The sequence below is a fragment of the Paraburkholderia caffeinilytica genome, assembly GCF_046030355.1.
Taxonomy (GTDB): Bacteria; Pseudomonadota; Gammaproteobacteria; order Burkholderiales; family Burkholderiaceae; genus Paraburkholderia; species Paraburkholderia caffeinilytica_B.
This window is the reverse complement of record NZ_JAQQCQ010000020.1, coordinates 64089-85623: the sequence shown is the minus strand read 5'-3', so window position 1 is coordinate 85623 and position 21535 is coordinate 64089. Positions and strand designations below refer to the sequence as shown.

Genomic DNA, 21535 nt, shown 5'->3' with positions numbered 1-21535 from the left:
GGTTCGTTCAGCTTTTGACGCGTTCCGAGCGCGGGTCGTAGGGCGCTTTGAGATGCACGGTGGCAGGCAGGAGGTCGCCGGCCACGTCGATCTCGTAGCGGCCGCTGCCCAGATACGCCGTGTCCGCGGCGCCGTCCGGATTGTTGATGTAGCCCATTGCCACCGGGCAGCCGAACGTATGGCCGAAGGCTGCCGAGCTGACGAAGCCGACGGGCTTGCCGTCGCGCAGGATCGCCTCGCCGCCCCACAGCATGTGATCGGCCGCGCCGTCGGCGGTGAGTACGACCATGCGCCGGCGCAGCGGCTGCCCGCGCAGTTTCAGCAGGGCTTCACGGCCGCGGAACGGAATGTCTTTATCGAGCTTGCAGGCGAACGAGAGACCTGCCTCGAACGGATTCGAGTCCGGCGTCAGTTCACGGCCCCATGCGCGATAGCCTTTCTCGATGCGCAGCGAATCGATGGCGTAATAGCCTGCGTTGACGAGGCCGAACGGTTGGCCCGCCGCCTGCAGCGTCTCGTAGACACCCGCCGCGAATTCAACCGGCACGTACAGTTCCCAGCCTAGTTCGCCGACGTAGGTGAGGCGCGTGGCGCGCACCGTCGCATAGCCGATATCCACTTCGCGGCTCTGGCCGAACGGAAATGCCGCATGACTCCAGTCCGCCTTCGAGATGCTCTGCAGCAGCTCGCGCGAGCGCGGGCCCATCACCGCCAGCACTGCGTATTGGCCGGTGACGTCGACCAGCGTGCAGTGTTTGTCGTGTGGGATCGATTTTTCGATGTAGTCGAAATCGCGCGTGGTCTGCGCCGAACCGGAGACGATCAGGTATTGATCGTCGGCCAGACGGGTTAGCGTGAAGTCGGACTCATAGGTGCCGCGCTCGTTGAGCATGCCGGTGTAGACGGTGGTGCCGGTCGGCACGGCCACGTCGTTGGTGACGATGCCTTGCAGCACGTTCTCGGCATCGCGCCCCTTCACGAGGAATTTGGAAAACGAGGTCATGTCGAACAGCGCCACGCCTTCGCGGCAGGCGCGATGCTCGGCGCCGCTCCACGGCAGCCAGTTCTGCTGACCGAAGGCGTAGTCGATCTTCGCTTCAGCCACGCTCGGCGCAAAGAAGTTCGGACGCTCCCACCCCATCTTGCTGCCGAAACTCGCGCCCTGGTCGCGCAGCATCGGGTAGAGCGGCGAGCGGCGGAACGGGCGCGCGGTATCGAGTTCGCGATTCGGCCAGGGCATCGCGTAGTGCAGGCCGAGGGTTTCCTTCACGCGGTCGTGCAGCCAGGTGTCGTTGCCGTTAAAGCGCGCGAAGCGGCGGATATCGACCGGCCACAGGTCCATCGTGGGTTCGCCCGCGACGATCCATTCGGCGAGCGCCATGCCCGCGCCGCCCGCCGATGCGATCCCCATCGAATTGAAACCCGCGCCGACGAAAAAGCGCCGCAATTCCGGCGCTTCGCCGAGCATGAAGTTGTTGTCAGGCGTGAACGACTCCGGGCCGTTGTAGAACTGTTTCACCTGCGCTGTTTCGAGCGCCGGTACGCGCTGCAGCGCATTTTCCATCAGGATTTCGAACTGATCCCAGTCGTCGGGCAGCAACTGGAATTCAAAGTTGTCCGGGATGCCGGTCATGCCCCACGGCTTCGCGTTCGGCTCGAAGCCACCCATGACGAGGCCGCCCACTTCTTCCTTGAAATAGATGAAGCCGTCTGGATCGCGCATCACCGGCAGGTCCGGATGCACGCCGGCAATGCGTTCGGTGACGATGTAGTAGTGCTCGGCCGAATGCAGGGGCACGGTCACGCCGCACAGGCGGCCGACCGCTTTGGCCCACTGGCCCGCGCAGTTCACGACAACATCCGCGCTGATCGTGCCTTCTTCTCCGTCCTTGTTGCGCCACGCGAGGCCACTGACCTCGCGTGCGCCTGTCGTGCCGTTTGCCTTGTCTTCGAGCGCGGTGCGCGTGTGGATTGCTGTGACGCGAGTGTTCTCGACGATACGTGCGCCGCGCGTGCGGGCGCCGCGGGCGAGGGCCTGGGTCAGATCGGTGGGATTCGCTTTGCCGTCGCCGGGCAGCCAGACGGCGCCGAGCAGGTCGTCGGTGCGCATCACCGGCCACAGATCGCCGGCTTCCTGCGGACTGATCACGTCGCATGCCACGCCGTAGGCGCGCGCGACGGCGGCCGTGCGCTTGAGTTGCGTCATCCGTTCGGCCGTGCGGGCTACCGAGAGCGAGCCGCATTGCTTCCAGCCGGTCGCGAGACCGGTATCGGCTTCGAGTTCGGCGTAGAGGGCGGTCGAGTAGCGGATCAGTTTGGTCATGCTTTCCTGCGCACGCAGTTGGCCGACGAGGCCGGCCGCGTGCCAGGTCGTGCCGCACGACAACTGACCTTGTTCGAGCAGAACCACATCGGTCCAACCCAGTTTGGTGAGGTGGTACGCGACCGAGCAGCCAATGATGCCGCCCCCGATGATGACGACGCGGGCGTGGGTTGGGATGGGTGTGGACATGTGTGGAATTAGGTTGAATTGATGTGCGTAGATTGCAACAAAATTTGGCAAAAAGCAACGATCGATTGGACTGATTTGGGATCAAAGGATGCGATGGATGCATTGGCGCCGCCGCAACTACCTTTTTATAACCAAGTAGGTTAATGTTTGGGAGGAGGCACGATTGGAACTTGAAGGAGTTGTGAGCATGAAATGCCCGAACTGTGGCGCGGCCGAACTGGTGCGCGATACGCGCGATATGCGCTATGTCTACAAGGGGGCGACGGCCGTCTTCGAGGCCGTCACTGGCGACTACTGCCCGGCCTGCGACGAGGCAGTGCTCGGCATGGACGAGGCGACCCGCACGGGTCAAATGATGCTGGCCTTCAACAAGGAGGTGAATGCATCGCAAGTGGATCCCGCATTCATTGCTGCCGTACGTAAGAAGCTTGAACTGGATCAGCGAGAGGCAGCGGAAATTTTCGGCGGAGGGGTGAACGCTTTTTCACGGTATGAGAATGGCAAGACCCGGCCGCCGCTCGCGCTTATCAAACTGTTGAAGGTGCTGGACCGGCATCCGGAGTTGCTGGCGGAAGTGAGAGCGGCTGAGTTTTAGCGTGTCGTATGTGGGTTCATATGGAGGTGAGTTGGGATTTCTTGGTGAATGATGAGGTGTTTGCTAGACTGGGCGCGGTTATCTTTGCTGCCATCCTATGTTTTCCACTGAACGCCAAGCCGAAATCCTGCGACTCGTCCGCGAGCAGCGCACCTGCACGATCACCGATCTGGCTGGCCGTTTCGAGGTTTCCGACGAAACCATTCGTCGCAATATCAAGCCGCTGATCGCCGATGGTCTGCTCATCAAGGTTCACGGCGGCATCATGCTGCCCGAGCGTCTCGACGAGCCACCGTTCCAGCGGCGTATGGTGGCAAGCCGTGAGGGCAAGCAGGCGATTGGCGCGCGCGTCAGCGAACTGGTGCGGGACGGCGAGTCGCTGATTCTCGAGGGCGGGACGACCTGCCTGCATATCGCTCAGGCGCTCACCGCGCGCTCGCGGCTCACGGTGGTGACCAATTCCATCGAAGTCGCCCGCGTGCTGGCGTCGCGCAATGGCAACCGGGTGTTCATTGCGGGGGGCGAACTGCGCGCCGACGACTCCGCTGCCGTGGGTGACAGCGTGCTTGCTTTTCTGCGGCAGTTCCACGTGCGCTATGCCATCGTCTCGGTCACCGCGATCGATATGCAGGGCCGTTTTATGGACGCGCTGCCCGCCGACGTGGCGTTTTCGCTCGCAGCCTTCGCGCAGGCCGAGCGGCGCGTGGTCGCGGCGGATCACGCGAAATTCGGCCATAGCGCGCTGGTACACGCTTTCGGTCCTGATTCGGTCGATCTGCTGATCACGGATGAAGCCCCGGCGCCCGCGCTCGCTCAGGTGTTCGCCGCAGCCGGGCTGGAAGTGAGCGTCGGGGCATCTGCCAATCCTGCGCGCTGAGCGAAGCCTCGCCGTCCCTCTTCCTTGCACCGCCTTCGAGCCCGTCTCCACAGCCGATTGCGTCCAACGCGTAAAATGGCGGGTTACCACGGGCAATCTATGCGGGACCGAAACTGCGTGGGCAGTCGCCATTCATCGCCTGCCGCGCCGCTTCTGGGTCTGTGCCCAGGCGCCTTCGCCGGCTTGAAAAGGAATGGACCCTGATGTCGTCAGTTTTCTTCGATCGGGAACGGATTACGGAATGGCTGGGTGAACACACCGTCGCCAAGGCGCGCTCGGTCGGCGCAGTCACGAAGGTGGAGTGGCGCGGCGACACGCTCAGTGGCCATGTGCAAGGCACGCAACATCAGCCCTACCGCACGCGAGTGCGATTTCGCACCGACGGCGGGTCGCCGTGGGCGCAGGGCGACTGCAGCTGCCCGGTCGGCCGCAACTGCAAGCACGTCGCCGCGCTGCTGTTCGCCGAGCTCGAGTATCACGACGAGATGGACCACATCACCCACGTCGACATGGGCTCCGATGAACACCCGTCCACTGGCGATCCGCGGACGCCGTCCGGATCGGCACTCCAGGCGCCGTCCGGCGTGCGCCCCGAACTGGTCAGCTGGCTCGAGCGTTTTCGCGCGCGCGCCGAAGCCGCCGATGCCGTTGCCCAGAAGGCGAGTGCCGCACGGACCCAAACGCTGGCCTATCTGCTGAACTGGTCCAGGTTCCACATGCGCCATGAGGTCGTCCTGTATCGGGCGCGCTGCAATCCGGATGGCAAGATTGTCGAAGTCGACGAGCCTTGGGGCAACGTGGAAGCGGCCCTGCTGAAGCAACCAAAATTCGTCTCCGACGAAGACCTGTCGATCCTGCGCGGGCTCTGGCTGGGGCGCTCACGCGAGGATTTCGGCCAGTTCATTCTGCGCGGTACGAGTGGCGCGGAGATGTTGCAAAAGCTGATCGCCACGGGGCGCCTCTTTTTCGAGTTCAAACCCGCGCCAGGCCGCTCGGAGCCGGCACCACTGTCGCTCGGCGCCGAGCGGCCCGGGCGGATCGAATGGGAGCCGCTGGTGGACGAACGTCTGCGACCCGTCCTGTGCACCGAGCCGCGCGCCACCATGGTGTTGCCCACCGAGCCGATCTGGTATGTGGACGGCGTCGCGAATGAAGCAGGCATCGTCGAATCGTCGTTGCCGTTCCAGCAGTTGCCCGATTACCTCGCCATGCCGCCGATCTCGCTCGCCGAAGCGCCGCTCGTCGCCTCGGTGTTGCGTGAGATCGCGCCCGATCTGCCGCTGCCGCCCACGCACGACGCCTCGTCGATTCGCGTGATCGACGTCGACCCCGTGCCGGTGCTGACGCTCAATAGCCATGCGCTGCCGTCTGCGGCCAAGGTGGGCCAGCGCAAATCCGAGGCGGTCGAGCTGGCTGGCGTGAGCTTCGACTACGACGGCGTCAGCATCAATGTCGACAGCAGCGTCACGCTGGTGCCCATGCCGGGCGGCGACGTCATCCATATCCGCCGACGCTACGAAGCCGAGAAGAAGCGCTTGCTCGAACTGCGCAAGACCGGGCTGCAGAAAGTCCCGACCAGCCGCATTTACGCGTCGCGGCTTCTGCCCGACACAATGCTCGGCTTGCCCGATGCCGAAGCGTGGTCCGCCTTCGTCAACGACGCCGTGCCGGAGCTCGCGAGCAAAGGCTGGCGCGTGACGATGGCGCCGGAATTCCGCTACAACGTCATCGAGATCGACGCGATCGACGGCACCGCGCAGCAAGCGGGCGATGGCTGGTTCGATCTGGAGATGGGCATCCGCATCGGCGAGCGCAATGTTCGGCTCGAACCGCTGCTTGCCGATCTGTTCCGCCGTGACCGGCGCTGGCTTGGCGGCGCACTCGAGGCCATCGCGGACGACGAGCCGATCGAGTTGAAGACCGAAGAAAACAAGCGTCTGCGCCTGCGCGCCGACCGGTTGAAGCCGGTGGTGCGCGTATTGGTCGACCTGTTCGACGCACTGGGCGGCACGTTGGCCGACGGCGCGCCGCTGCGCGTGCCTTCCGTCGATGCGGGCCGGCTCGAAGCATTGAACAGCACCGGCCGCTGGCAATTCCAGGGCGACGACTCGATTCGTCAACTGGCGCAGCGTTTGCAGGCTGGGCCGGGTTTGCATGAGGTGCCGGTGCCGCGCGGCCTGAAGGCGGAACTGCGCGTGTATCAGCAGCAGGGCCTGAACTGGATGCAGTTTCTGCGCGAACACGATCTGGCCGGCGTGCTGGCCGACGACATGGGTCTTGGCAAGACCGTGCAAACGCTCGCGCACATTCTCGCGGAGAAAGAAGCCGGACGGCTCGATCGTCCGGCGCTGATCGTTGTGCCGACCACGCTCGTGCACAACTGGCGCGAGGAAGCACGGCGCTTCGCGCCCGAACTGAAAGTGTTGATATTGAACGGGCCGCAACGCAAGGAGCGTTTCGAGCTGATCGGCGAGCACGAACTGATTCTCACGACTTACGCGTTGCTCTGGCGCGATCAGAAAGTACTCGCCGAGCATGACTATCATCTGTTGATCCTCGACGAGGCGCAGTACGTCAAGAATGCCAGCACGAAAGCCGCGCAGGCGATCCGCGGATTGCGCGCGCGGCATCGGCTGTGCCTGACGGGAACGCCGCTGGAAAATCACCTCGGCGAACTGTGGTCGCAGTTCGACTTTCTGTTGCCGGGTTTTCTCGGCAGCCAGAAAGACTTCACCAAACGCTGGCGCAATCCGATCGAGAAGAACGGTGACGGCGTGCGCCGTGCGCTGCTGGCGCGCCGCATCCGGCCGTTCATGCTGCGCCGTCGCAAGGACGAGGTCGCGAAGGAATTGCCGGCCAAGACCACCATCGTCTGTTCGGTCGATCTGGAAGGCGCGCAGCGCGATCTATACGAAACGGTGCGTACGGCGATGCAGGAGCGGGTGCGGGCGGCGGTCAGCGCGCAGGGTCTCGCGCGCAGCCACATTATCGTGCTCGATGCCTTGCTGAAGCTGCGCCAGGTTTGCTGCGATCCGCGCCTCGTGCGGAAAATCAAGGTTGACGAGACGCCGGGCGAACCGGGCGAGAAGCGCGGCAAAGCGGAAAGGGTGGAAAGGGGTGAAAAGGGCGAAAAGGGCGCGCGCGCCACCCGCTCGGCCAAGCTCGATTTGCTTCTGTCGATGCTGCCTGAATTGATCGAGGAGGGACGGCGTGTGCTGCTGTTCTCGCAGTTCACCGGCATGTTGTCGCTGATTGCCGAAGCGCTCGAGGAAGCCGCGATTCCCTATGTGATCCTGACCGGCGACACGACGGACCGCATCACGCCGGTCGAGCGTTTCCAGCAAGGCGAGGTACCGTTGTTCCTGATCAGTCTGAAGGCGGGCGGCGTGGGTTTGAACCTGACCGCCGCGGATACCGTGATTCACTACGACCCATGGTGGAATCCGGCCGCCGAGAATCAGGCGACCGACCGCGCGCATCGGCTGGGGCAGGACAAGCCCGTGTTCGTCTATAAGCTGATTGCCGCCGGCAGCATCGAAGAAAAGATCGTGGAGTTGCAGGAGCAGAAGGCGGGACTCGCCGACAGCATTCTTTCCGAAGACGCCGCCGGCGCTGCCAAGTTCTCGGACGACGATCTGGATGCGCTATTCGCACCGATGCCGGAGATTGAAAGCAGCAGGTGAAAGGTGCGGGCTGCGTTTATACCCCCAAGGGCTGAATTTCCTGCCAATGGGTCAAAGGTCTGGTTTCAATCAAAACGATCTAACAATCCTTAAAGGATTGTGCTGAGCCTTTATTGGTAGGGTTGCGTCAAAAAAGTGACGCTGGATCTGACGCTGAACCCGATGAATTTTTCTTCCTCGGCGGCAACGGCTTCGGCTCAGCCACCATCTCAGCAGCCGGAAACAGGTTCAGGAATGACCTCGCCTCGTCGGTCGAACGTGCACCCAACCAGTCTCCATATTCCTCAGGACGCAGGATCACGACGGAACGTTTCTCGGCACCGGGTCGGTGGAATCGCTTCATGAGCGGATGCTCATCGGCGTTGACCGTGAGCATCGTGAACGACAGCGACGGGCCGTCTGGATCGTCCCACGCGCGCCAGAGTCCCGCGATTGCGAATGGTCGGCCACCTTCAACGCCGATTTGCCACCGTACCGCTTTGCCCGTCTCCCAGTTCGGCTCATAGAAGCTCGCACACGGAATCAGGCAAAGTTGCAGTTTCTTCCAGGCTCCGCTGAAACTGCGCTTTTCGCCGATCGTCTCCGAGCGGGCGTTCATCGTGTCGAATTTCTTGATGTGCGCCGGTATGTGCCTGTACGGGACAAGCCCGAACGTCGCCGGGTCCGTACTGTGCTCGCCGTCGTTCAGCCTCAGGATCGGCGCGACGTAATCCTTGTACGTCTCGCGAGGATAGTCGAACCGCGGCGCCGGGAAATCCGTGAACGCTTCGAACAGGTCTGCCTCTGGCGGCCGGTAGTTTGTACACATGGAAACCTCCGTGGATGTTCCCATGATAGTGCCAGATGCGGTCCGCAGAATCCTTGTTACACTGTATGGATATACAGGGTTTTGCAATGGCACTTCCTGACTTCGAAATTCCTACTATTTACGACTTGCGCCGCCTATGGGTTGAGCGCAAAGGTGATCGCGAGGTCCGCTGTCTCATTCTTGAGATTGAGCGGACGCGTCGCGTGATGCAGGAGATCAAGCGACTGCATGCCGTAATCGACAAGTGCTGGAAAGCGGACGTCGGTGGGAATCTGGTGGCCCTGGAAAATCTCAGGGTGATTCTGCTGGAAGAAGGCTGGCGCGATGGGGCAATGGACAAAGGAGGGACCAATGACTCTGGATGATTTGAAGGCCCTGGGCATCGTCGTCGGGCATATCGTTGATGCCGAGCTCGGCAACAAATTTATTGCCTGCGTCGGCACGGTCGGTCCGGGTGGCGTCAGGTCAAACGATGACCAGTACTGGATGGGCGATACCGAGCTTGAAGCGGCGAGGCGCTGCTATGATGATTTGGGACTTGGCCTATCGCCTGAACGGGAGGGGGGATGAAGGTAAGCGAGCTGAAGGGCGAGTTACTCGACTACTGGGTCGCGCGGGCTTTGGGTTATGCATCGCGAGATGATGTGCCATCCTCCCTTACGGGCGAATGGGCCGAAAATGGATTCAAGAATGAGTGGCAACCATCGATTGATTGGGCGCAGGGTGGCCCGTTCATTGAGCGCGAGCGGATAGAGCTTGAATGCAATTCAGAAGGAATGTGGTATGCCAAGCGTCTTGAAGATGAATACATGCGGCACGAAGAAGGGGCGACGCCATTGATTGCCGCCATGCGCGCCTACGTTGCTTCAAAGTTCGGCGAAGAAGTGCCGGGATCGGCTGACTGAAGCGCTACTTGCGTAGGCTGGGAGGAAGGGGATGAGGCGAGCACCATGGCCTGACTTCGCGGGAAGGCTGATTCACGAAGGCGATCAGATCGAGCATCCGACCTCGAAGGAGCGCGGCCGAGTGATCTACTTGCCGGACGAGGGTCCGGACGAGGTTGATAGGTGGCGAGTTCGATATGACAACGACGATCTGTTTTTGTCTCGCCTCTGCTTGCAAATCGGATCGAAGGGGCAGGCTGTAGTGGTTGGCGCGCCGCTAGTGCGGGCTGATTGATCATCGCCAATGGCGAGAGGAGAGGGGATGAGCGATGGATGGACAACAATCTATGGCCGCGATGCATACGATGGCGTCATAGCTTTGGCGCGGTCGGGTCAGGAAGTAGTGATTGATGGATATTTGCACATTATCACGCACGTCGAGTTTGACGGCATCGAGAACCGCGGGCGCTATAAGGTGCAGCAAGTCGACCCACTGCCGTTTGGTGGGCTCGTTCATGCACTTCACGAGCCAGACGACAACAAACCCCGCGAGAACCACATCCGCGATGCTGTGCGGGCGAATCGATAGGAGGGAGTGATGCCGAACCGCGGAGAAAATTATTTCCCGGAACTCATGGAGCGCGTCAAGCGAGCGTGCCCCGATCTAGATGAAGGCGCGGCTCGCTATGCTTGCAACAAGATCACGAACGAGTTGCGGCGAGCGCCCTACGATGTATATCAAGTCGGAATTAGAGGCGTCCCATTCGATCCGGCCCCCGGTTACTTTACGCACTTCACTGTCGAAGCGAGTGGTCAAACGATATATGTGAGGGTGGCAGTAGACTGACGCGCAGCCCAAGGCCGGCTGAGAGTGGTGCGCCCAAGGCCGAAGCCTCGGACGGGATAATGCTTTATGCGGCTGCGTTGCTCCAATGCGAGCCACCGCCGCCGATTCTCACTCCACTCCAAAGCAGAAACGCGCGCCAGGCAGGAACACCAGACACCAGAGCGGCTTCGCGCAGGACGGCATCAGCCACGCTCCGCGGCACCCAGTGATAGGTGTAAAGCGCATCGTGCACAGCGCTGGCCGCATGAGCAGAATCGCCACAGAGCATGAATGCCAGCGCGACCCTTGGTACGCTTGCAAAGTCCGTCTCGAACCCCGCTGGCACCGTGAACGTCCGCTTTGCCACATCCGACTGATACACCAGCGGCGCAGTCAGGCGCCATGTTCCGCGCCCACTGTTTGTTGCGTCGCTGACGAGTTCGACCTGAAGGTCGGACAGGAAAGCGCTCATTACGCACTCGCGCCAATCGGAGCCGATGCGGGCGTTGGAGCAACAGCCGGTGCGCCATACACCAATAGCCAGTTCGACAAAGCGAGCGACGCTGCGCCCAGTGCAATCCTGACCGTGTTCCCCGTGGCCGCATCGATCGGCAACAGTGCAACCAGTCCGATTGCTTGCGGAATCACCGTGTTGATTAGGTTTTGCACACTGGTGGCGTCGAGTGCGACCACTGCGGCGCAGAGTTTCCCATTGTCAGCGGTAAGCAGCGCTAGATTGGCGTCACCCGGCATGGATGCACTCAGGTTGAGCAGTACGGGCTGAACAATCGTGCAGGCTTGCGAGACTTGCGTTTTAGCATTGGCCGCCACCGCATCGATGGTTTGTTGCTGAGCGACGGTGCATGCACCGAGAGCAAGCGTGACGAGACACACCGCGAAGGCGGTGAGGATATTCTTCATGGGGAACTCCAGAGGTTTGGTACAGAGGTCCGGAGGTGAGGTCCGGAGGTTTGCTGCGGCGGGGAATTACTGAGCGGTGGTTTTGGGTGCGGAACGTGCTGCAATCTGCTGACCGGCCCAATGCGCCGCAGCGACCAGACCTACGGCAATCGAAACCTGCGCATCAGGAGCCAGGTCGATGTTGTAATGCTTGACGAATGCCGAGATGAGAGTCAGAACGGCGCCAGTGACCGTGCCGACCGTGGCTGTTTGCATGGGCGTCGAATTCATTGATGCTCCTTGTGAAGTGCTTTCAGTTCGTCGGGCGAATACACAAAGCCCTTGATGAGAAATGCCTGGACGTTCCAGACGGGATCGGTCTCTTCATGGCGACCGTGGTCTTTGCCGCGATGGTGAAGCTCGCAAAGAGGTAGCTGGTTGTAGACACTGTCCACAAATGTCTCTGGTTGCGAAGCGTCGAACGCATCCCAATCGAAGCCCTGCGTCAGCCGGATCAAATCCCACACCGGGTGCTTCTTTGGGATCGGCACGGCGCGCTGGAGCTTGTGCGACCACAACGTATCGACCTGGTTGAGTGCTACGCTCTTGATCCACGCAAAGTCGATCGCATGGCTGTACGCCCATTCGAAAAATCGATGATGCGACTCCACCGTTTGATCGTCGCCACATACGGCGCAGACATAGCCCCCCTCCTGTTTCATCTCGTGCTTACTGGCTCGAAACAGGGCCGATTCGGTGCGCGGCTCATGATCGGGATAAAAGACGTCCTCGGCCAAAGTCCGATGCGTTTCATGTGTATTTTGGGTTTCGGCCATCAAGGCTCCAAAACAAAAAACCGCCCGAAGGCGGTGTGTGGGGTAACGGGGCGTAACGTGGCGGGGTGTTACGGGGAACATTTAATAGCAACCGGCTGAATATCCTTTACTGCCCGTTATCTGACGACTGGCATGGAACTGGCTTTCACATTCATTCGGAATGTTCGCTCGGTACACAAGAAATTATTTAATTCGGGGATTGATGCATGCTTGAGAAACTAACGGACCCCACCTATCAGATCCTGTCTCGACCGGACAAGTCCGTCCTTCGATACCTCGACGCGATTATGGCCAGCAACCCGATGCATCCAGTTTTCTATGAAATAGGCATAGGGATCGGCGCAACTACGCTTCCCGTCACCGAAAAAATGAATAACAGTGGAGAGATCCTGCTTTTCAGCCGTGAGAAGGATGTGCGCGCGCTGGCATCTGATCTTCTCGAACGCGGGTATTCAAACGTCAATGCAAATTGGGGTTCACCCAACAATACATACTCTGGATATCATTTTGAACTGGCGATCGGTGCGGTGGAAAAACGGTTGCCTATGTTCGACTTGGCGTATATTGACGGCGGCCATGTTTTTCATCTGGATGCGCCGACAGCCTGCGTGCTGAAGGAACTGTGCAAGCCAGGTGGCTACATGATCTTTGACGACTACGATTGGTATCTGGGCAAATCACCGACGTGGTCGCCTGCAAAGCGCCCAGCAACGGCTATCGAATATGATCAACGGCAGATCGAGACACGTCACGTGAAACTGGTCTGCCAACTATTCATGGACACCGACACACGCTTCGAATTTGTTGGCATGGATAGCGACACCGTGACCTATCGGCGCCTTCCTGACGCTACCCGCTGAAACGCCAATAAGAAGCCGCCCGAAGACGGCTTAATTTGCGACGGTGGTTATGGGACTATTGAGCGCAGAGAGCCACGCGCAGGGTAGAGCCAACAGCGTTCGATCCAGCGATGAAAGTCGCTGGCAATGCGCCCGTAGCCGTTTGAGAAAATCCGGCCGTTGCTGACATGGCGGCAGAAAGCGACGTCGCCCCAACCGTCTGCAAGCCATTTCCGTTGACGGTCACTGTTGGTTGTGTCGTTGGCGCGCCCTGAATCGCGCCACCGATCCAGTACAATCCCGGCGCAAGCGTCACCGGCGATCCGAATGTGATCTGCTGCGCAGTGGCGCTTGTTCCATCAATCGTCCCAGCGTCGATGATCAGGTTGTTTGGATAACCATTCAGGTCGGCGTAGATGCCCAGCCGGATGACAGCCCCACTCGAACCCGCCACCGTGACATTGGCACCGATCGCCGTGAAGGTCGAGGCCTGATGAACGAAGAACGGCGACACACGGAAGTTGCCATTCCCAAGGCTACCGGACGTTGACGGACTACCTTGGCCACCGCTTACATAGAAGCGCCCCGACGTGAAGAAGTCATACGGAACCGAATGACCATTCAGTTCGTCGGTCGTGGTAGCGGGGGTTACGTTCGTCGTGTTGCCAATGAATTTCACGTGCCGATATTCGTTAGCACCACCCAGATTATTGATGCCGTTGTTGTTGTTCTTGATGATCACGTCGTGAATACGACTGCTTCCATCAAACAACTGGAGGCCATCCTGTGCTGACGCTACACCGCCGTCGATGGTGCCACCATTCAGATTAACGGCGATGCCTGCCGCAGTCGTTGCGATGCCGGCACTTTGATATCCCCTGATATCGATGTCGTTGATATTAACGATCGCACCTGGGGCGTCACAAAGCACGCCGTATGACTGAACGCCTTGCACACCAACATTTCTGATCGTTGTGCCGCGGACACTATGATTCAGCGTCATTGCTCCGGTCACCGGATTAGATGCGGGTATTTCGGAGCGGATACCGGCACGACGGCAGTTGATTAATTGACCGCCGACCACTGACACATCCGAGCACCGCATTTCGACACCATCAAAACAGCCGTGCGCATTCGGCATAATCGTGATTCCGAAGCCTTGCTCGTGTGTGTCGAACGCAACGCTTGTCGTGTCGTATGCGTAGACGTTCGGACCGTAGATGCAGGCCTCTGGCTCCCCGGAGCCTTGCAAATCAGGGTAGGCAGACGAGGTGGGCAGGAATGTGCCCGGGAATCCACCGCCCGTGGGGAATACCGACAGTGTAGTGATACTGTGACGCACTTTGGTGACGGTGCCGGATGCAAAGTTAAATCCTCGACATGCGCCACGCAATGCCACGCCGTACCCCGTGTGACCGTTCGTTACATCGTCCAGCAAATCGTGAATATGCGAGTCATTAAATGAGCCGCCAACGCAGTGCGCCAGTGCGATACCAGGACCGCCATTTTCACCGAGTGTCACGCCGTTGAAGTCAGGGGCGTAACATAACTGGAAATCAAACAGCGTCATGAAGTTGGTCTGGTTCAAGGATGACGTGTAGTTTCCGCCTTCGAACACAACCTTGCCTCCCAGCGTCGCCTGATACATCCGTGTAGACCCTGATCCCTGATCGCGATACAGCGCTGCATCAAAGAAGATGACGTTATTTACGCTGTCAACTTGAGTAATCTTGCGAAGACATGCAATAGCCGATCCAGCCGTGACATTAGGCGTGTGATTGCTCCCGTGGATAAAAATCCAACCATCGGTCGTTAGTCCACCGTATGTGCCAGGGTTGACACTCACGCTCACCGCACCAGTCAGGGGTGCGCCATTGATCGCAATCGCAGAGCCTACAAGCTGCCCGGCCTTCGCATAGATCGGCAGATCAACGGTCTGCGTAATGGTCGCGCCGGGCGCCATGAGAATCTTCTTGACAGTCTCGGGCAGCGAAAGTGTTGCGTCGATAATATAGCCGCCTGGCGGAAAATATACAGTCGAACTGCCGGAATTGAGCGCGGCCTGAATCAGTGCTGTTTCTATCGACGCTCCATTACCCGTCACTCCAAACCGCTTCACACTGACTGGAAGGTCGAGAAGCTCCGCAATGATCGTACGGGCAACCAGACCAGTAGCGGCACCGACGAAAAACGTAAAGACTGACTGAACGAACGTCGCCAACTGCGCCGCCGTCATCGCCCGCTCACCACTACCCTGATCGGTATAGATGACGTCTGTACCGCTTGCGGGACCCGCAGCAATGAAGTTGATCAGACGTTTAACTGACGCAGGGAGAGCCATATTGGATGCTCAAAGAGAAAACCCGCCGAAGCGGGCTTGGTGTTGCGAGAGGGGAGTCAGGCGCTTAAAACTTGCTTCGCCGCGCCATAGAGCGCGAGCCGTTGCGAATACCCGTTCGGCGTACCAGATGCACCGGCACTGCCAAGATTGATGACCTTGCACACCTGAAGAAACTGTCCGGCATCGGCATACGTGTTCAGCTTGCGGGCAGACCAGTACCAGGCAGACGCGAGCGCAGCATTAGCCGGTTGCTCGAGCAATTCGGGGTGAGAAATCAGGTCGAGTCCGATGCCGACTCCGCAGAGCTCGTAATTGCGACGTCCGCTGATCTGCAGGCACCCGCGGCCAATGAATCGCCATCCATCACCGCTCGCTTCATCGCCATTGCCATTCCGGTTCGCATACACGCGATTGGCGATCATCGGCGGCTTGCGGGCGTATTCCTGCGCCTCGGCTGCATCGAAGTGACTGGGGAATGTCGAGAGCAGGCCATCGGCGCTGTAGTTCATGTTCTCCACGACCGCAGTCAACCGGGCCGACTCCACGCCGACGTTTGCGAGGAAGGCGGCGAGACGTAGTGGCGTGTTGATCTGGAAGTGATCGCAGGCGGCTTGCAGCGGGGCAATCCATTGCGCTGCGCGAAGCTGCGTTGAGCCGCAGGCGGCGGCGATGATCGTGGAGGTGAGATTCATAGCACCGCCATCAGCAACTTGATCCCAGCGGACACCCATTCAGGCAATTCCTCGTGCCTGACGATGCGGGCCAAGGTCCATAGACCGGCGAGGGGAAGGACTACGGGGATGAAGACCTTGCGCAACAGAAAGGTCCACGACTCGGCGAGCCGGCAGAAGAAGCGAACGGTTTTCACGCCACCGTTCCACATCGATACGACGTCCTCGGTCCCCTTAACCACCTTGTCGATTTTTCCCGTCAGATCGGCCATCGTCGCGTCCTGACTTTGCAGATGCACCGTGATTTTCGACAGGGCCTCTGTTACCTGAGCGAACCGCTCATCGCCCTTCTGCAAGCGCTCGTTGATCACGTCGATCTCGCTCATTGATGCCCCGGTAGAGATAGGTGGGCCGCTCTTTGGCGGCCGTAAACGAAAGAACCCGGCGCTTGGCCGGGCTCAGTGAGATAAAAGTGAAGGTTGCATCTGATCAAGCAGGGCATTCATTTCGCCCAGTCGCTCTGGTTTCTCGTCCTGCCAGTGACGCATCTCGCGCGCGCAAGCACTGATCTTTCCCTTGCGTGTCTTGTATTCGAGCTCCTTGCGCAAGTAGTCAAACTGCAAGCCCTCGCGCTGATTCTTGATATACGCCGCCATGGCATTGAAGGCGTCGATGTAGGCCAACTTGAACCCCAGCGCCCTCTTTCCGGTGAACCCCATGGCGAGCAGGGTGAAGCCGTCACGAGAAATGCAGTAGCTGGGCGACGGGATCGCAGCGCCGCCGCTCGGGTTCGCGCGCATCTCGACCGTCTCGGCGAAATATCCCAGACGGTCATCGGGCAATTCGGCGGCCAGCGCGCGGATACGCTTCAGCAAATCGTTGTGATGCTTGCCAAATACTGCCGCGACTTGTTGGGATGTCGTTGTGAGTTGATCGCCATCGGCGGCGATGAAATCACGGAAATTGAGAACAGGAACAGTCACAGGGGGATCTCCCGCAGATACCCGGAAATGAGGGACTGCGGAAGTGCGCCCGGGAAGCGCACGTTCGGTCGGCCTGACCTATCCGCAGTCGTAAACGAAAAAAGCCGCCTCGAAGGGCGGCCCGTAGTTGATCGTTATTTGATGCTTGACATTCACCCTAGGGGTGATATTCTGAAGTCTACAGGGCTAAGCACTCCGCGGTGCCCGACATCCGAAAGGAACCATCATGAAGGTCACATTTCGCGCGCTCGGTCGCGCATTGGGAAATTCCGCCCATGCATTACAAGCCGCTCACGCCAGCCGCGCTTCTCGCCCTCAGGGACAATCTCGGCTATACGAATGCCCAGATGGCCGAACTATTCGGAGTGGCGGGTGGCCAGCAGTTCCACAAGTACATCTCCATGTCCGAGAAGAAAGGGACGAGCCGAGAAATGGGCTTTCATGTCCTGATGTACGGGATGCTGCGTCTTCGCCTCATGAAAGGGCCAGTCGAGTCCATCGAACAACTGTACGAGGAAGCTCGAGAGCACGGCGCGGTTATCGACCCGGATACCGTTGGCGAGCCGCCGCAGTCGCAGGACTGAGCGCCTGTCTCGCGGCCTGTGGTGGCAACGACAAACCCGTCGAGACATCGCCCATCGTCAAGGTCAGCATGCCAGTTCCGGTCAAGGCGACTGTTGCTCCGTCATCGCCTACCGAACCTGATCCAACTACGCCGGCGCCGGCAGCATCTGTTCCGGTTGCGGCGTCGAGTCCCGAGCCAGCGTCTACGCCTGCCGCAGTTCCCTCAACGCCAGTCGTGCTGATCAATGTTTTCGGCGATGACTCGATGGAAGGCATGTCATCAATGATGACTGTCAGCCAGCAGACCGAACCAGACGTCTCCCAGGCCATCCTGCAAGCCCAACTTGACGACACTGGCATCACCATCGCAAACCATGCGACTGGCGGAACATCCAGCAGCCTGCAAAACGAAATGCTCGGCGTGGATGGAAACGGCGCACCGTTTGCGCAACGCGTCGCGCTTTCTAAAGCCAGTATCGTGATCGACAACCACGCGATGAACGATGCGCTCGGCGGCGAGACACTGGACGACTACAAGCAATATCTGCCGCAGTGGATCGCCGCGGTGCGGGCAGCAGGCAAGACGCCTGTCCTCGAAGAACCGAATCCGGTCTGCGATGGCAATCATCCTCAGCTTGGCGATTACGTTCAGGCGATGGAAGATGCGGCTTTTACGTACGGTGTGGCGCTGATCACCCAGTACGCATATCTGCAAACGGTCCCGAACTATTGCAGTCATCTGAACGCCGGGTTCTATCCGGATGACGCGATTTACGCGATCAAGGCACAACGCCAAGCTGCGGCACTCGCACCACTTGTTCAGGCGATCATCGGGAGCCAATCATGAAAACCATCCAATCTTGCCGCGTCCGCCACAGTGGTCGCGTAGCAGTTCGTGCTGAACGGAAGCCGGGTAGGGCATGGCGCACTGCTGCTGTGGCGGCTACGCTTGGATGTGCCGCAGTTTCGGCGCATGCAGAGTCGTTTTTCTCGATCGAAGCGGGGCTCGGCGCATCGCGCGCGATCCGTGCTGGCGACATGCAGTACTTCGATGAAGGCCTACCGCACAAGACGCCGGTCGATTCCTTCGCCGCTCGAGCTGGAATCGCCGTCAATCTGATCGACGCGCCAGTCCGCTCATGGGTACCGGGCATGCGTCTGCATTTGACTTATTCCTACTGGGGCAAGCTCAACTGGACTGCGACCGTCGCCCAAGACTCCGGCAACTTTCCGCAAGGCAACGGCGGCTACAGCGCGGCCACCAAGTCATGTATCGACAACAATTGTGGTCAGATGCGAACGTTCAACTCATCTGGCGTCACGCATTCCATCAGCCTGGCGGCCGAAGCATTCTGGAACCTCGGCAACGATTGGGAAGTTGGCCTGTCGGCTGGACCGGCGATTTACTTTGGTCCGTGGCGCTCGACCTACATTGCCAACGAGGACGGCGTGTTCGGCCCCGCGGGCAGCGCGGAGCAGGTATCCCATCGGATCGTGCCGCACTTAGGTGCCGTAGCCGGATTCTCGGTCTCGAAGGGCGCGTTCTCGCTGGGCTACAGCTATCTCTATGCACCGCCGCACTTCGCTGGAACGGGAGATGACGTGCCTAGCGGGATCAAGGGGGCGCACATGGTGTACTTGGGGTATCGGTTCTAACCTTCAACCGTTCGGCCAGAATGCGGATGCGCGTTAGCCGAAAAGTGCTCGCGCGCATATCTCACATAGAGGTTGCACAGCAGATGTTGAATCTTCATCAGTTCGGGCGTAAAGCTTGATGCCGCGTCTGCTGCATCGATGATCGGAGCGATCCCCGTCACCAACTCGCGCTCATAGTCCGTCAAACAGTATGCGGAAACGTCTGGCAGCGGATATGCCGCGACTCGGATCGTCGGTTCGAGTGAAAGGAACGTGCTAAACAACCGTTCGATGATGAACGGTAGGAACGGCGCGGCATCGGTGTGCCATGTTTCACCCATCACTGCGGTGACAGCGGGGCTATTCGGATTACGCTCGATATGCAGCGCAATCCGGTTGAGCACTCCGCCCACATACCTTTCCCAGAACGCCTCACTACCAACCCAGAAATTCGAGTAGCACAGTACGCGCGCATCGTGGCGTGGCACGCGCGACAGATCCCAACCAAAACCACACTCATCAAGAAGTGCCTGCGCACATCCGGTGAGGCCGGGATGATTGATCTCGCCTTGCATCCAGACGTTGTACGAGTAGCACGCGATCTGCGGGAAGGGATTGATGAGGCATACATCGGCAGACGCGTTTGATTCGCAGAACACTAGAAACTGCTCTGCTGAAACCTTTGCCTTGAGGCCGAATTTCGGTGAGAAGATGCCAATGCGATCGCCTAGATGAGCCTTGCGTCGGTAGAAATCGATGAGGATGCGGAACTCGCGCCATGCCGCGTGCGCGCTATCCGGCAATAGCAAGGGCTCAAACAGGGGCTCAGTGAGATTCGGGTTGCCTTCGTAAATCGGCTCGAAGATTCGGGTCACAATCACGCTCCACGCGGTTTAGAGCGCGACTATGACCTGGGCACAGCGCGACGTCAAATTGTCATGACGTGACCGGTGCCGGCATACCAATCTGCACCCAAACTGGCTGACTATCGAAATACGTCTTCCATCTAGCATCACTTGATTCCACCGTGCCCAGATTCGAATATGAATCTGGGTCCTGCGGACCAGAAAAATTAGACACGATAGCTGTATCAGTGGCATCCGAAAACTGAACGGTTATGGTTGTCATAATTAGATCGTATATCCAGCAATGTTGACTTGCCCACTGAAGCTACCCGAGGCCTGTTGGAAATAGTAAAAGATGATCTGTGGCGTGATGATCGGTATCTTGTAGTAGGTTTGCCCCACCTGGTAGAAGGTAGGGATGATCAGGCCAGGACTGTTCGTAGTACCGGCTCCGCTCGAACCGACCGATATAGTCAGCGTCGTACCCGTCGATGAAGCGCTTACATCGCCAAACACCTCGCGCGCATTCTTTGGGACGAGCGATGCGATATTCAATGAGGTTGACGAGGCGGCCGCCGTAGTGGAATTAACAGCTTGAACCCGATTAATATAGATCGTTCTATCAACCTGCACGCCTTGAACAAACTGCCCACTCCCGTTCGTCGGCACGACGGAAACAAGCCCCGATGCCGTATACCCGCTCGGCATATTCGCGCCACCATACACGCTCGGTGCAACAGCGGAGGTGGCGTTCGTCGCCAGCAGCGCAGCCGTTGCCGTGGTCGGATTGTAGATCGCATACAGCGCAACATAGCCCGATACCGGCGCTGTCCCAGTATCCATCCCGCCCACGCCCGTCGTCGCAAGATTGATCGTCTTGCTGAAGTTCGGAAGGCAATAGCGCAAGCCGCCCAGCGCACTTTCAACAACAATTTCATCCGCGCTCAGCGTAGCCGTAGCACTTGCTGCGGTAACGCTCATCACCAGATTCCGGACAGAGCCGACTACTCCCGCTACCTGCCCGAACTGCACCGCATGCTGGCTTGCGGTGGCGGCGCCTACGACTAGCGGTTCGTACTGACGAAGTGCGGATCCCGCAGTTGCCTGCCATAGCCCGCTTGTGGATGAGGCATAGAACGAGAGATCATCACCGGGCTGCATGACGATGGATGTCACCTGACCAGTTGCCACGACGAATTTATCGCTGCCGTTGGCCGTCAGGGTCAGCGCTGCCGTGCCGTCGTTATATACCGCAGTGGGCGTCAGAGACGGCACGGTCGACTGAGCGGGCATCGAAAACGTTGCCGCAGAAGTTCCGGTGAAGCCAACCGACTCACCCGCAATGGCCGCAGTCAGGGTCTGGGACGAGCTAAACGACGCCGACGCCTGATACTGCGTGCGCATGGTCGCAAGGCCAGCTGTGCCTGCCGTAGGCCCGCAGAATGCGAAATCGCCTACGTTCCAGTTGAGCGCAGACGTACCTTCCTGTCCGCGTAGCACCGTCAACGTCGCACCGCTGATAGCGGTCACATATACGGTTTCGTAAATCGCGCCAGTTGCCGCATCATTAAGCGTGAGCGGCATTTGCTGACCGATCGCAGTATTGAGCGTCGGTAGATTCGCGCTGCTGGCGAGAGTCACCGTGGTTGACCCTGCGCCGGACGACGGCAATGCCGCTGCAAGCTGGGTATTAACGTTGTTCGCGACGACGAATTGCGCCATTTGGATGACCCAAA

General features: G+C 59.5%; 23 protein-coding genes. 11 read left to right on the top strand and 12 right to left on the bottom strand.

All coding sequences use genetic code 11. The features are described 5' to 3' along the window. Positions 1-7: 7 nt before the first annotated feature. Complete coding sequence (locus PQQ95_RS26555) at positions 8-2512, bottom strand: GcvT family protein (RefSeq protein ID WP_408442664.1); 2505 nt, start codon at positions 2510-2512, stop codon at positions 8-10. Between the two features lie 187 nt (positions 2513-2699). Between PQQ95_RS26555 and PQQ95_RS26550 the strand changes: the two genes are divergently transcribed. The 3 genes from PQQ95_RS26550 (at position 2700) to PQQ95_RS26540 (ending at position 7667) form a co-directional block, all read left to right on the top strand. Next, positions 2700-3107 (top strand): type II toxin-antitoxin system MqsA family antitoxin, encoded by a 408-nt coding sequence (locus tag PQQ95_RS26550; RefSeq protein WP_408442806.1) that lies wholly within the window; start codon positions 2700-2702, stop codon positions 3105-3107. Positions 3108-3204: 97 nt separating this feature from the next. Further along, positions 3205-3984 (top strand): DeoR/GlpR family DNA-binding transcription regulator, encoded by a 780-nt coding sequence (locus PQQ95_RS26545; RefSeq protein WP_408442662.1) that lies wholly within the window; start codon positions 3205-3207, stop codon positions 3982-3984. Positions 3985-4187: 203 nt separating this feature from the next. Beyond that, on the top strand, positions 4188-7667 hold the full coding sequence (locus PQQ95_RS26540) for a DEAD/DEAH box helicase (RefSeq protein WP_408442659.1): 3480 nt from the start codon (positions 4188-4190) through the stop codon (positions 7665-7667). 127 nt (positions 7668-7794) lie between these two features. On the opposite strand, the gene PQQ95_RS26535 is transcribed toward PQQ95_RS26540, so the two are convergent. Further along, positions 7795-8475 carry an SOS response-associated peptidase gene (locus PQQ95_RS26535; RefSeq protein WP_408442657.1) on the bottom strand — a complete coding sequence of 227 codons (681 nt, stop codon included), beginning with the start codon at positions 8473-8475 and terminating at the stop codon, positions 7795-7797. 86 nt (positions 8476-8561) lie between these two features. Here PQQ95_RS26535 and PQQ95_RS26530 point away from each other — a divergent pair, with 86 nt between their 5' ends. The 4 genes from PQQ95_RS26530 to PQQ95_RS26515 all read left to right on the top strand — a co-directional run bounded on the left by PQQ95_RS26530 (position 8562) and on the right by PQQ95_RS26515 (position 9948). Further along, entirely contained in the window at positions 8562-8840 is a 279-nt protein-coding gene (locus PQQ95_RS26530; RefSeq protein WP_408442655.1) for a hypothetical protein, read from the top strand. After that, a complete protein-coding gene (locus tag PQQ95_RS26525; protein ID WP_408442652.1) occupies positions 8827-9045 on the top strand; it encodes a hypothetical protein in 219 nt (72 codons plus the stop codon). The genes PQQ95_RS26530 and PQQ95_RS26525 overlap by 14 nt, the downstream gene beginning before the upstream one ends. Further along, a complete protein-coding gene (locus PQQ95_RS26520) occupies positions 9042-9380 on the top strand; it encodes a phage protein NinX family protein (protein ID WP_408442649.1) in 339 nt (112 codons plus the stop codon). The genes PQQ95_RS26525 and PQQ95_RS26520 overlap by 4 nt, the downstream gene beginning before the upstream one ends. 301 nt (positions 9381-9681) lie before the next feature. Beyond that, entirely contained in the window at positions 9682-9948 is a 267-nt protein-coding gene (locus PQQ95_RS26515; protein WP_408442647.1) for a hypothetical protein, read from the top strand. A gap of 322 nt (positions 9949-10270) precedes the next feature. Here PQQ95_RS26515 and PQQ95_RS26510 read toward each other — a convergent pair whose 3' ends face one another. The 4 genes from PQQ95_RS26510 to PQQ95_RS26495 form a co-directional block, all read right to left on the bottom strand. Further along, on the bottom strand, positions 10271-10657 hold the full coding sequence (locus PQQ95_RS26510; protein WP_408442645.1) for a DUF1353 domain-containing protein: 387 nt from the start codon (positions 10655-10657) through the stop codon (positions 10271-10273). Further along, positions 10657-11106 (bottom strand): hypothetical protein, encoded by a 450-nt coding sequence (locus tag PQQ95_RS26505; RefSeq protein ID WP_408442642.1) that lies wholly within the window; start codon positions 11104-11106, stop codon positions 10657-10659. Before PQQ95_RS26505 ends, PQQ95_RS26510 begins: the two co-directional genes overlap by 1 nt. Before the next feature lie 66 nt (positions 11107-11172). Then, positions 11173-11376: a hypothetical protein gene (locus PQQ95_RS26500; protein WP_408442639.1), complete on the bottom strand. Its 204-nt coding sequence runs from the start codon at positions 11374-11376 to the stop codon at positions 11173-11175. Then, entirely contained in the window at positions 11373-11921 is a 549-nt protein-coding gene (locus PQQ95_RS26495) for a hypothetical protein (RefSeq protein WP_408442637.1), read from the bottom strand. The genes PQQ95_RS26500 and PQQ95_RS26495 overlap by 4 nt, the downstream gene beginning before the upstream one ends. 206 nt (positions 11922-12127) lie before the next feature. On the opposite strand from PQQ95_RS26495, the gene PQQ95_RS26490 reads away from it, so the two are divergent. Continuing rightward, positions 12128-12781, top strand: coding sequence for a class I SAM-dependent methyltransferase (locus PQQ95_RS26490; protein WP_408442634.1), 654 nt, complete (start codon positions 12128-12130; stop codon positions 12779-12781). Positions 12782-12836: 55 nt separating this feature from the next. On the opposite strand, the gene PQQ95_RS26485 is transcribed toward PQQ95_RS26490, so the two are convergent. The 4 genes from PQQ95_RS26485 to PQQ95_RS26470 all read right to left on the bottom strand — a co-directional run bounded on the left by PQQ95_RS26485 (position 12837) and on the right by PQQ95_RS26470 (position 16755). Further along, entirely contained in the window at positions 12837-15101 is a 2265-nt protein-coding gene (locus PQQ95_RS26485) for a glycosyl hydrolase family 28-related protein (RefSeq protein WP_408442631.1), read from the bottom strand. Between the two features lie 56 nt (positions 15102-15157). After that, positions 15158-15793 carry a glycoside hydrolase family 19 protein gene (locus tag PQQ95_RS26480; RefSeq protein ID WP_408442628.1) on the bottom strand — a complete coding sequence of 212 codons (636 nt, stop codon included), beginning with the start codon at positions 15791-15793 and terminating at the stop codon, positions 15158-15160. Continuing rightward, the gene (locus tag PQQ95_RS26475) at positions 15790-16158 is read right to left on the bottom strand and encodes a hypothetical protein (RefSeq protein ID WP_408442626.1); all 369 of its coding nucleotides are present in this window, start codon (positions 16156-16158) and stop codon (positions 15790-15792) included. Before PQQ95_RS26475 ends, PQQ95_RS26480 begins: the two co-directional genes overlap by 4 nt. Positions 16159-16230: 72 nt before the next feature. Then, the gene (locus PQQ95_RS26470; protein ID WP_408442623.1) at positions 16231-16755 is read right to left on the bottom strand and encodes a Rha family transcriptional regulator; all 525 of its coding nucleotides are present in this window, start codon (positions 16753-16755) and stop codon (positions 16231-16233) included. A 275-nt stretch (positions 16756-17030) separates the two neighbouring features. Between PQQ95_RS26470 and PQQ95_RS26465 the strand changes: the two genes are divergently transcribed. The 3 genes from PQQ95_RS26465 to PQQ95_RS26455 all read left to right on the top strand — a co-directional run bounded on the left by PQQ95_RS26465 (position 17031) and on the right by PQQ95_RS26455 (position 18975). Then, a complete protein-coding gene (locus PQQ95_RS26465; RefSeq protein WP_408442621.1) occupies positions 17031-17339 on the top strand; it encodes a helix-turn-helix domain-containing protein in 309 nt (102 codons plus the stop codon). Between the two features lie 263 nt (positions 17340-17602). After that, positions 17603-18166 (top strand): SGNH/GDSL hydrolase family protein, encoded by a 564-nt coding sequence (locus tag PQQ95_RS26460; RefSeq protein ID WP_408442618.1) that lies wholly within the window; start codon positions 17603-17605, stop codon positions 18164-18166. After that, positions 18163-18975 carry a hypothetical protein gene (locus tag PQQ95_RS26455; protein ID WP_408442615.1) on the top strand — a complete coding sequence of 271 codons (813 nt, stop codon included), beginning with the start codon at positions 18163-18165 and terminating at the stop codon, positions 18973-18975. The genes PQQ95_RS26460 and PQQ95_RS26455 overlap by 4 nt, the downstream gene beginning before the upstream one ends. On the opposite strand, the gene PQQ95_RS26450 is transcribed toward PQQ95_RS26455, so the two are convergent. Next, positions 18972-19829, bottom strand: coding sequence for a hypothetical protein (locus PQQ95_RS26450; RefSeq protein WP_408442612.1), 858 nt, complete (start codon positions 19827-19829; stop codon positions 18972-18974). The two genes, PQQ95_RS26455 and PQQ95_RS26450, sit on opposite strands and share 4 nt — an antisense overlap. A 255-nt stretch (positions 19830-20084) precedes the next feature. Continuing rightward, positions 20085-21521: a hypothetical protein gene (locus PQQ95_RS26445; protein WP_408442609.1), complete on the bottom strand. Its 1437-nt coding sequence runs from the start codon at positions 21519-21521 to the stop codon at positions 20085-20087. Between the last annotated feature and the right edge of the window lie 14 nt (positions 21522-21535).

Coding starts and splice junctions, on each gene's coding strand:
- PQQ95_RS26545 (WP_408442662.1), top strand. CDS start 3,205: ATGTTTTCCACTGAACGCCAAGCCGAAATCCTGCGACTCGTCCGCGAG.
- PQQ95_RS26460 (WP_408442618.1), top strand. CDS start 17,603: ATGATGACTGTCAGCCAGCAGACCGAACCAGACGTCTCCCAGGCCATC.
- PQQ95_RS26500 (WP_408442639.1), bottom strand. CDS start 11,376: ATGAATTCGACGCCCATGCAAACAGCCACGGTCGGCACGGTCACTGGC.
- PQQ95_RS26475 (WP_408442626.1), bottom strand. CDS start 16,158: ATGAGCGAGATCGACGTGATCAACGAGCGCTTGCAGAAGGGCGATGAG.
- PQQ95_RS26555 (WP_408442664.1), bottom strand. CDS start 2,512: ATGTCCACACCCATCCCAACCCACGCCCGCGTCGTCATCATCGGGGGC.
- PQQ95_RS26550 (WP_408442806.1), top strand. CDS start 2,700: ATGAAATGCCCGAACTGTGGCGCGGCCGAACTGGTGCGCGATACGCGC.
- PQQ95_RS26495 (WP_408442637.1), bottom strand. CDS start 11,921: ATGGCCGAAACCCAAAATACACATGAAACGCATCGGACTTTGGCCGAG.
- PQQ95_RS26525 (WP_408442652.1), top strand. CDS start 8,827: ATGACTCTGGATGATTTGAAGGCCCTGGGCATCGTCGTCGGGCATATC.
- PQQ95_RS26485 (WP_408442631.1), bottom strand. CDS start 15,101: ATGGCTCTCCCTGCGTCAGTTAAACGTCTGATCAACTTCATTGCTGCG.
- PQQ95_RS26445 (WP_408442609.1), bottom strand. CDS start 21,521: ATGGCGCAATTCGTCGTCGCGAACAACGTTAATACCCAGCTTGCAGCG.
- PQQ95_RS26510 (WP_408442645.1), bottom strand. CDS start 10,657: ATGAGCGCTTTCCTGTCCGACCTTCAGGTCGAACTCGTCAGCGACGCA.
- PQQ95_RS26515 (WP_408442647.1), top strand. CDS start 9,682: ATGAGCGATGGATGGACAACAATCTATGGCCGCGATGCATACGATGGC.
- PQQ95_RS26490 (WP_408442634.1), top strand. CDS start 12,128: ATGCTTGAGAAACTAACGGACCCCACCTATCAGATCCTGTCTCGACCG.
- PQQ95_RS26455 (WP_408442615.1), top strand. CDS start 18,163: ATGAAAACCATCCAATCTTGCCGCGTCCGCCACAGTGGTCGCGTAGCA.
- PQQ95_RS26540 (WP_408442659.1), top strand. CDS start 4,188: ATGTCGTCAGTTTTCTTCGATCGGGAACGGATTACGGAATGGCTGGGT.
- PQQ95_RS26505 (WP_408442642.1), bottom strand. CDS start 11,106: ATGAAGAATATCCTCACCGCCTTCGCGGTGTGTCTCGTCACGCTTGCT.
- PQQ95_RS26530 (WP_408442655.1), top strand. CDS start 8,562: ATGGCACTTCCTGACTTCGAAATTCCTACTATTTACGACTTGCGCCGC.
- PQQ95_RS26480 (WP_408442628.1), bottom strand. CDS start 15,793: ATGAATCTCACCTCCACGATCATCGCCGCCGCCTGCGGCTCAACGCAG.
- PQQ95_RS26520 (WP_408442649.1), top strand. CDS start 9,042: ATGAAGGTAAGCGAGCTGAAGGGCGAGTTACTCGACTACTGGGTCGCG.
- PQQ95_RS26465 (WP_408442621.1), top strand. CDS start 17,031: ATGCATTACAAGCCGCTCACGCCAGCCGCGCTTCTCGCCCTCAGGGAC.
- PQQ95_RS26535 (WP_408442657.1), bottom strand. CDS start 8,475: ATGTGTACAAACTACCGGCCGCCAGAGGCAGACCTGTTCGAAGCGTTC.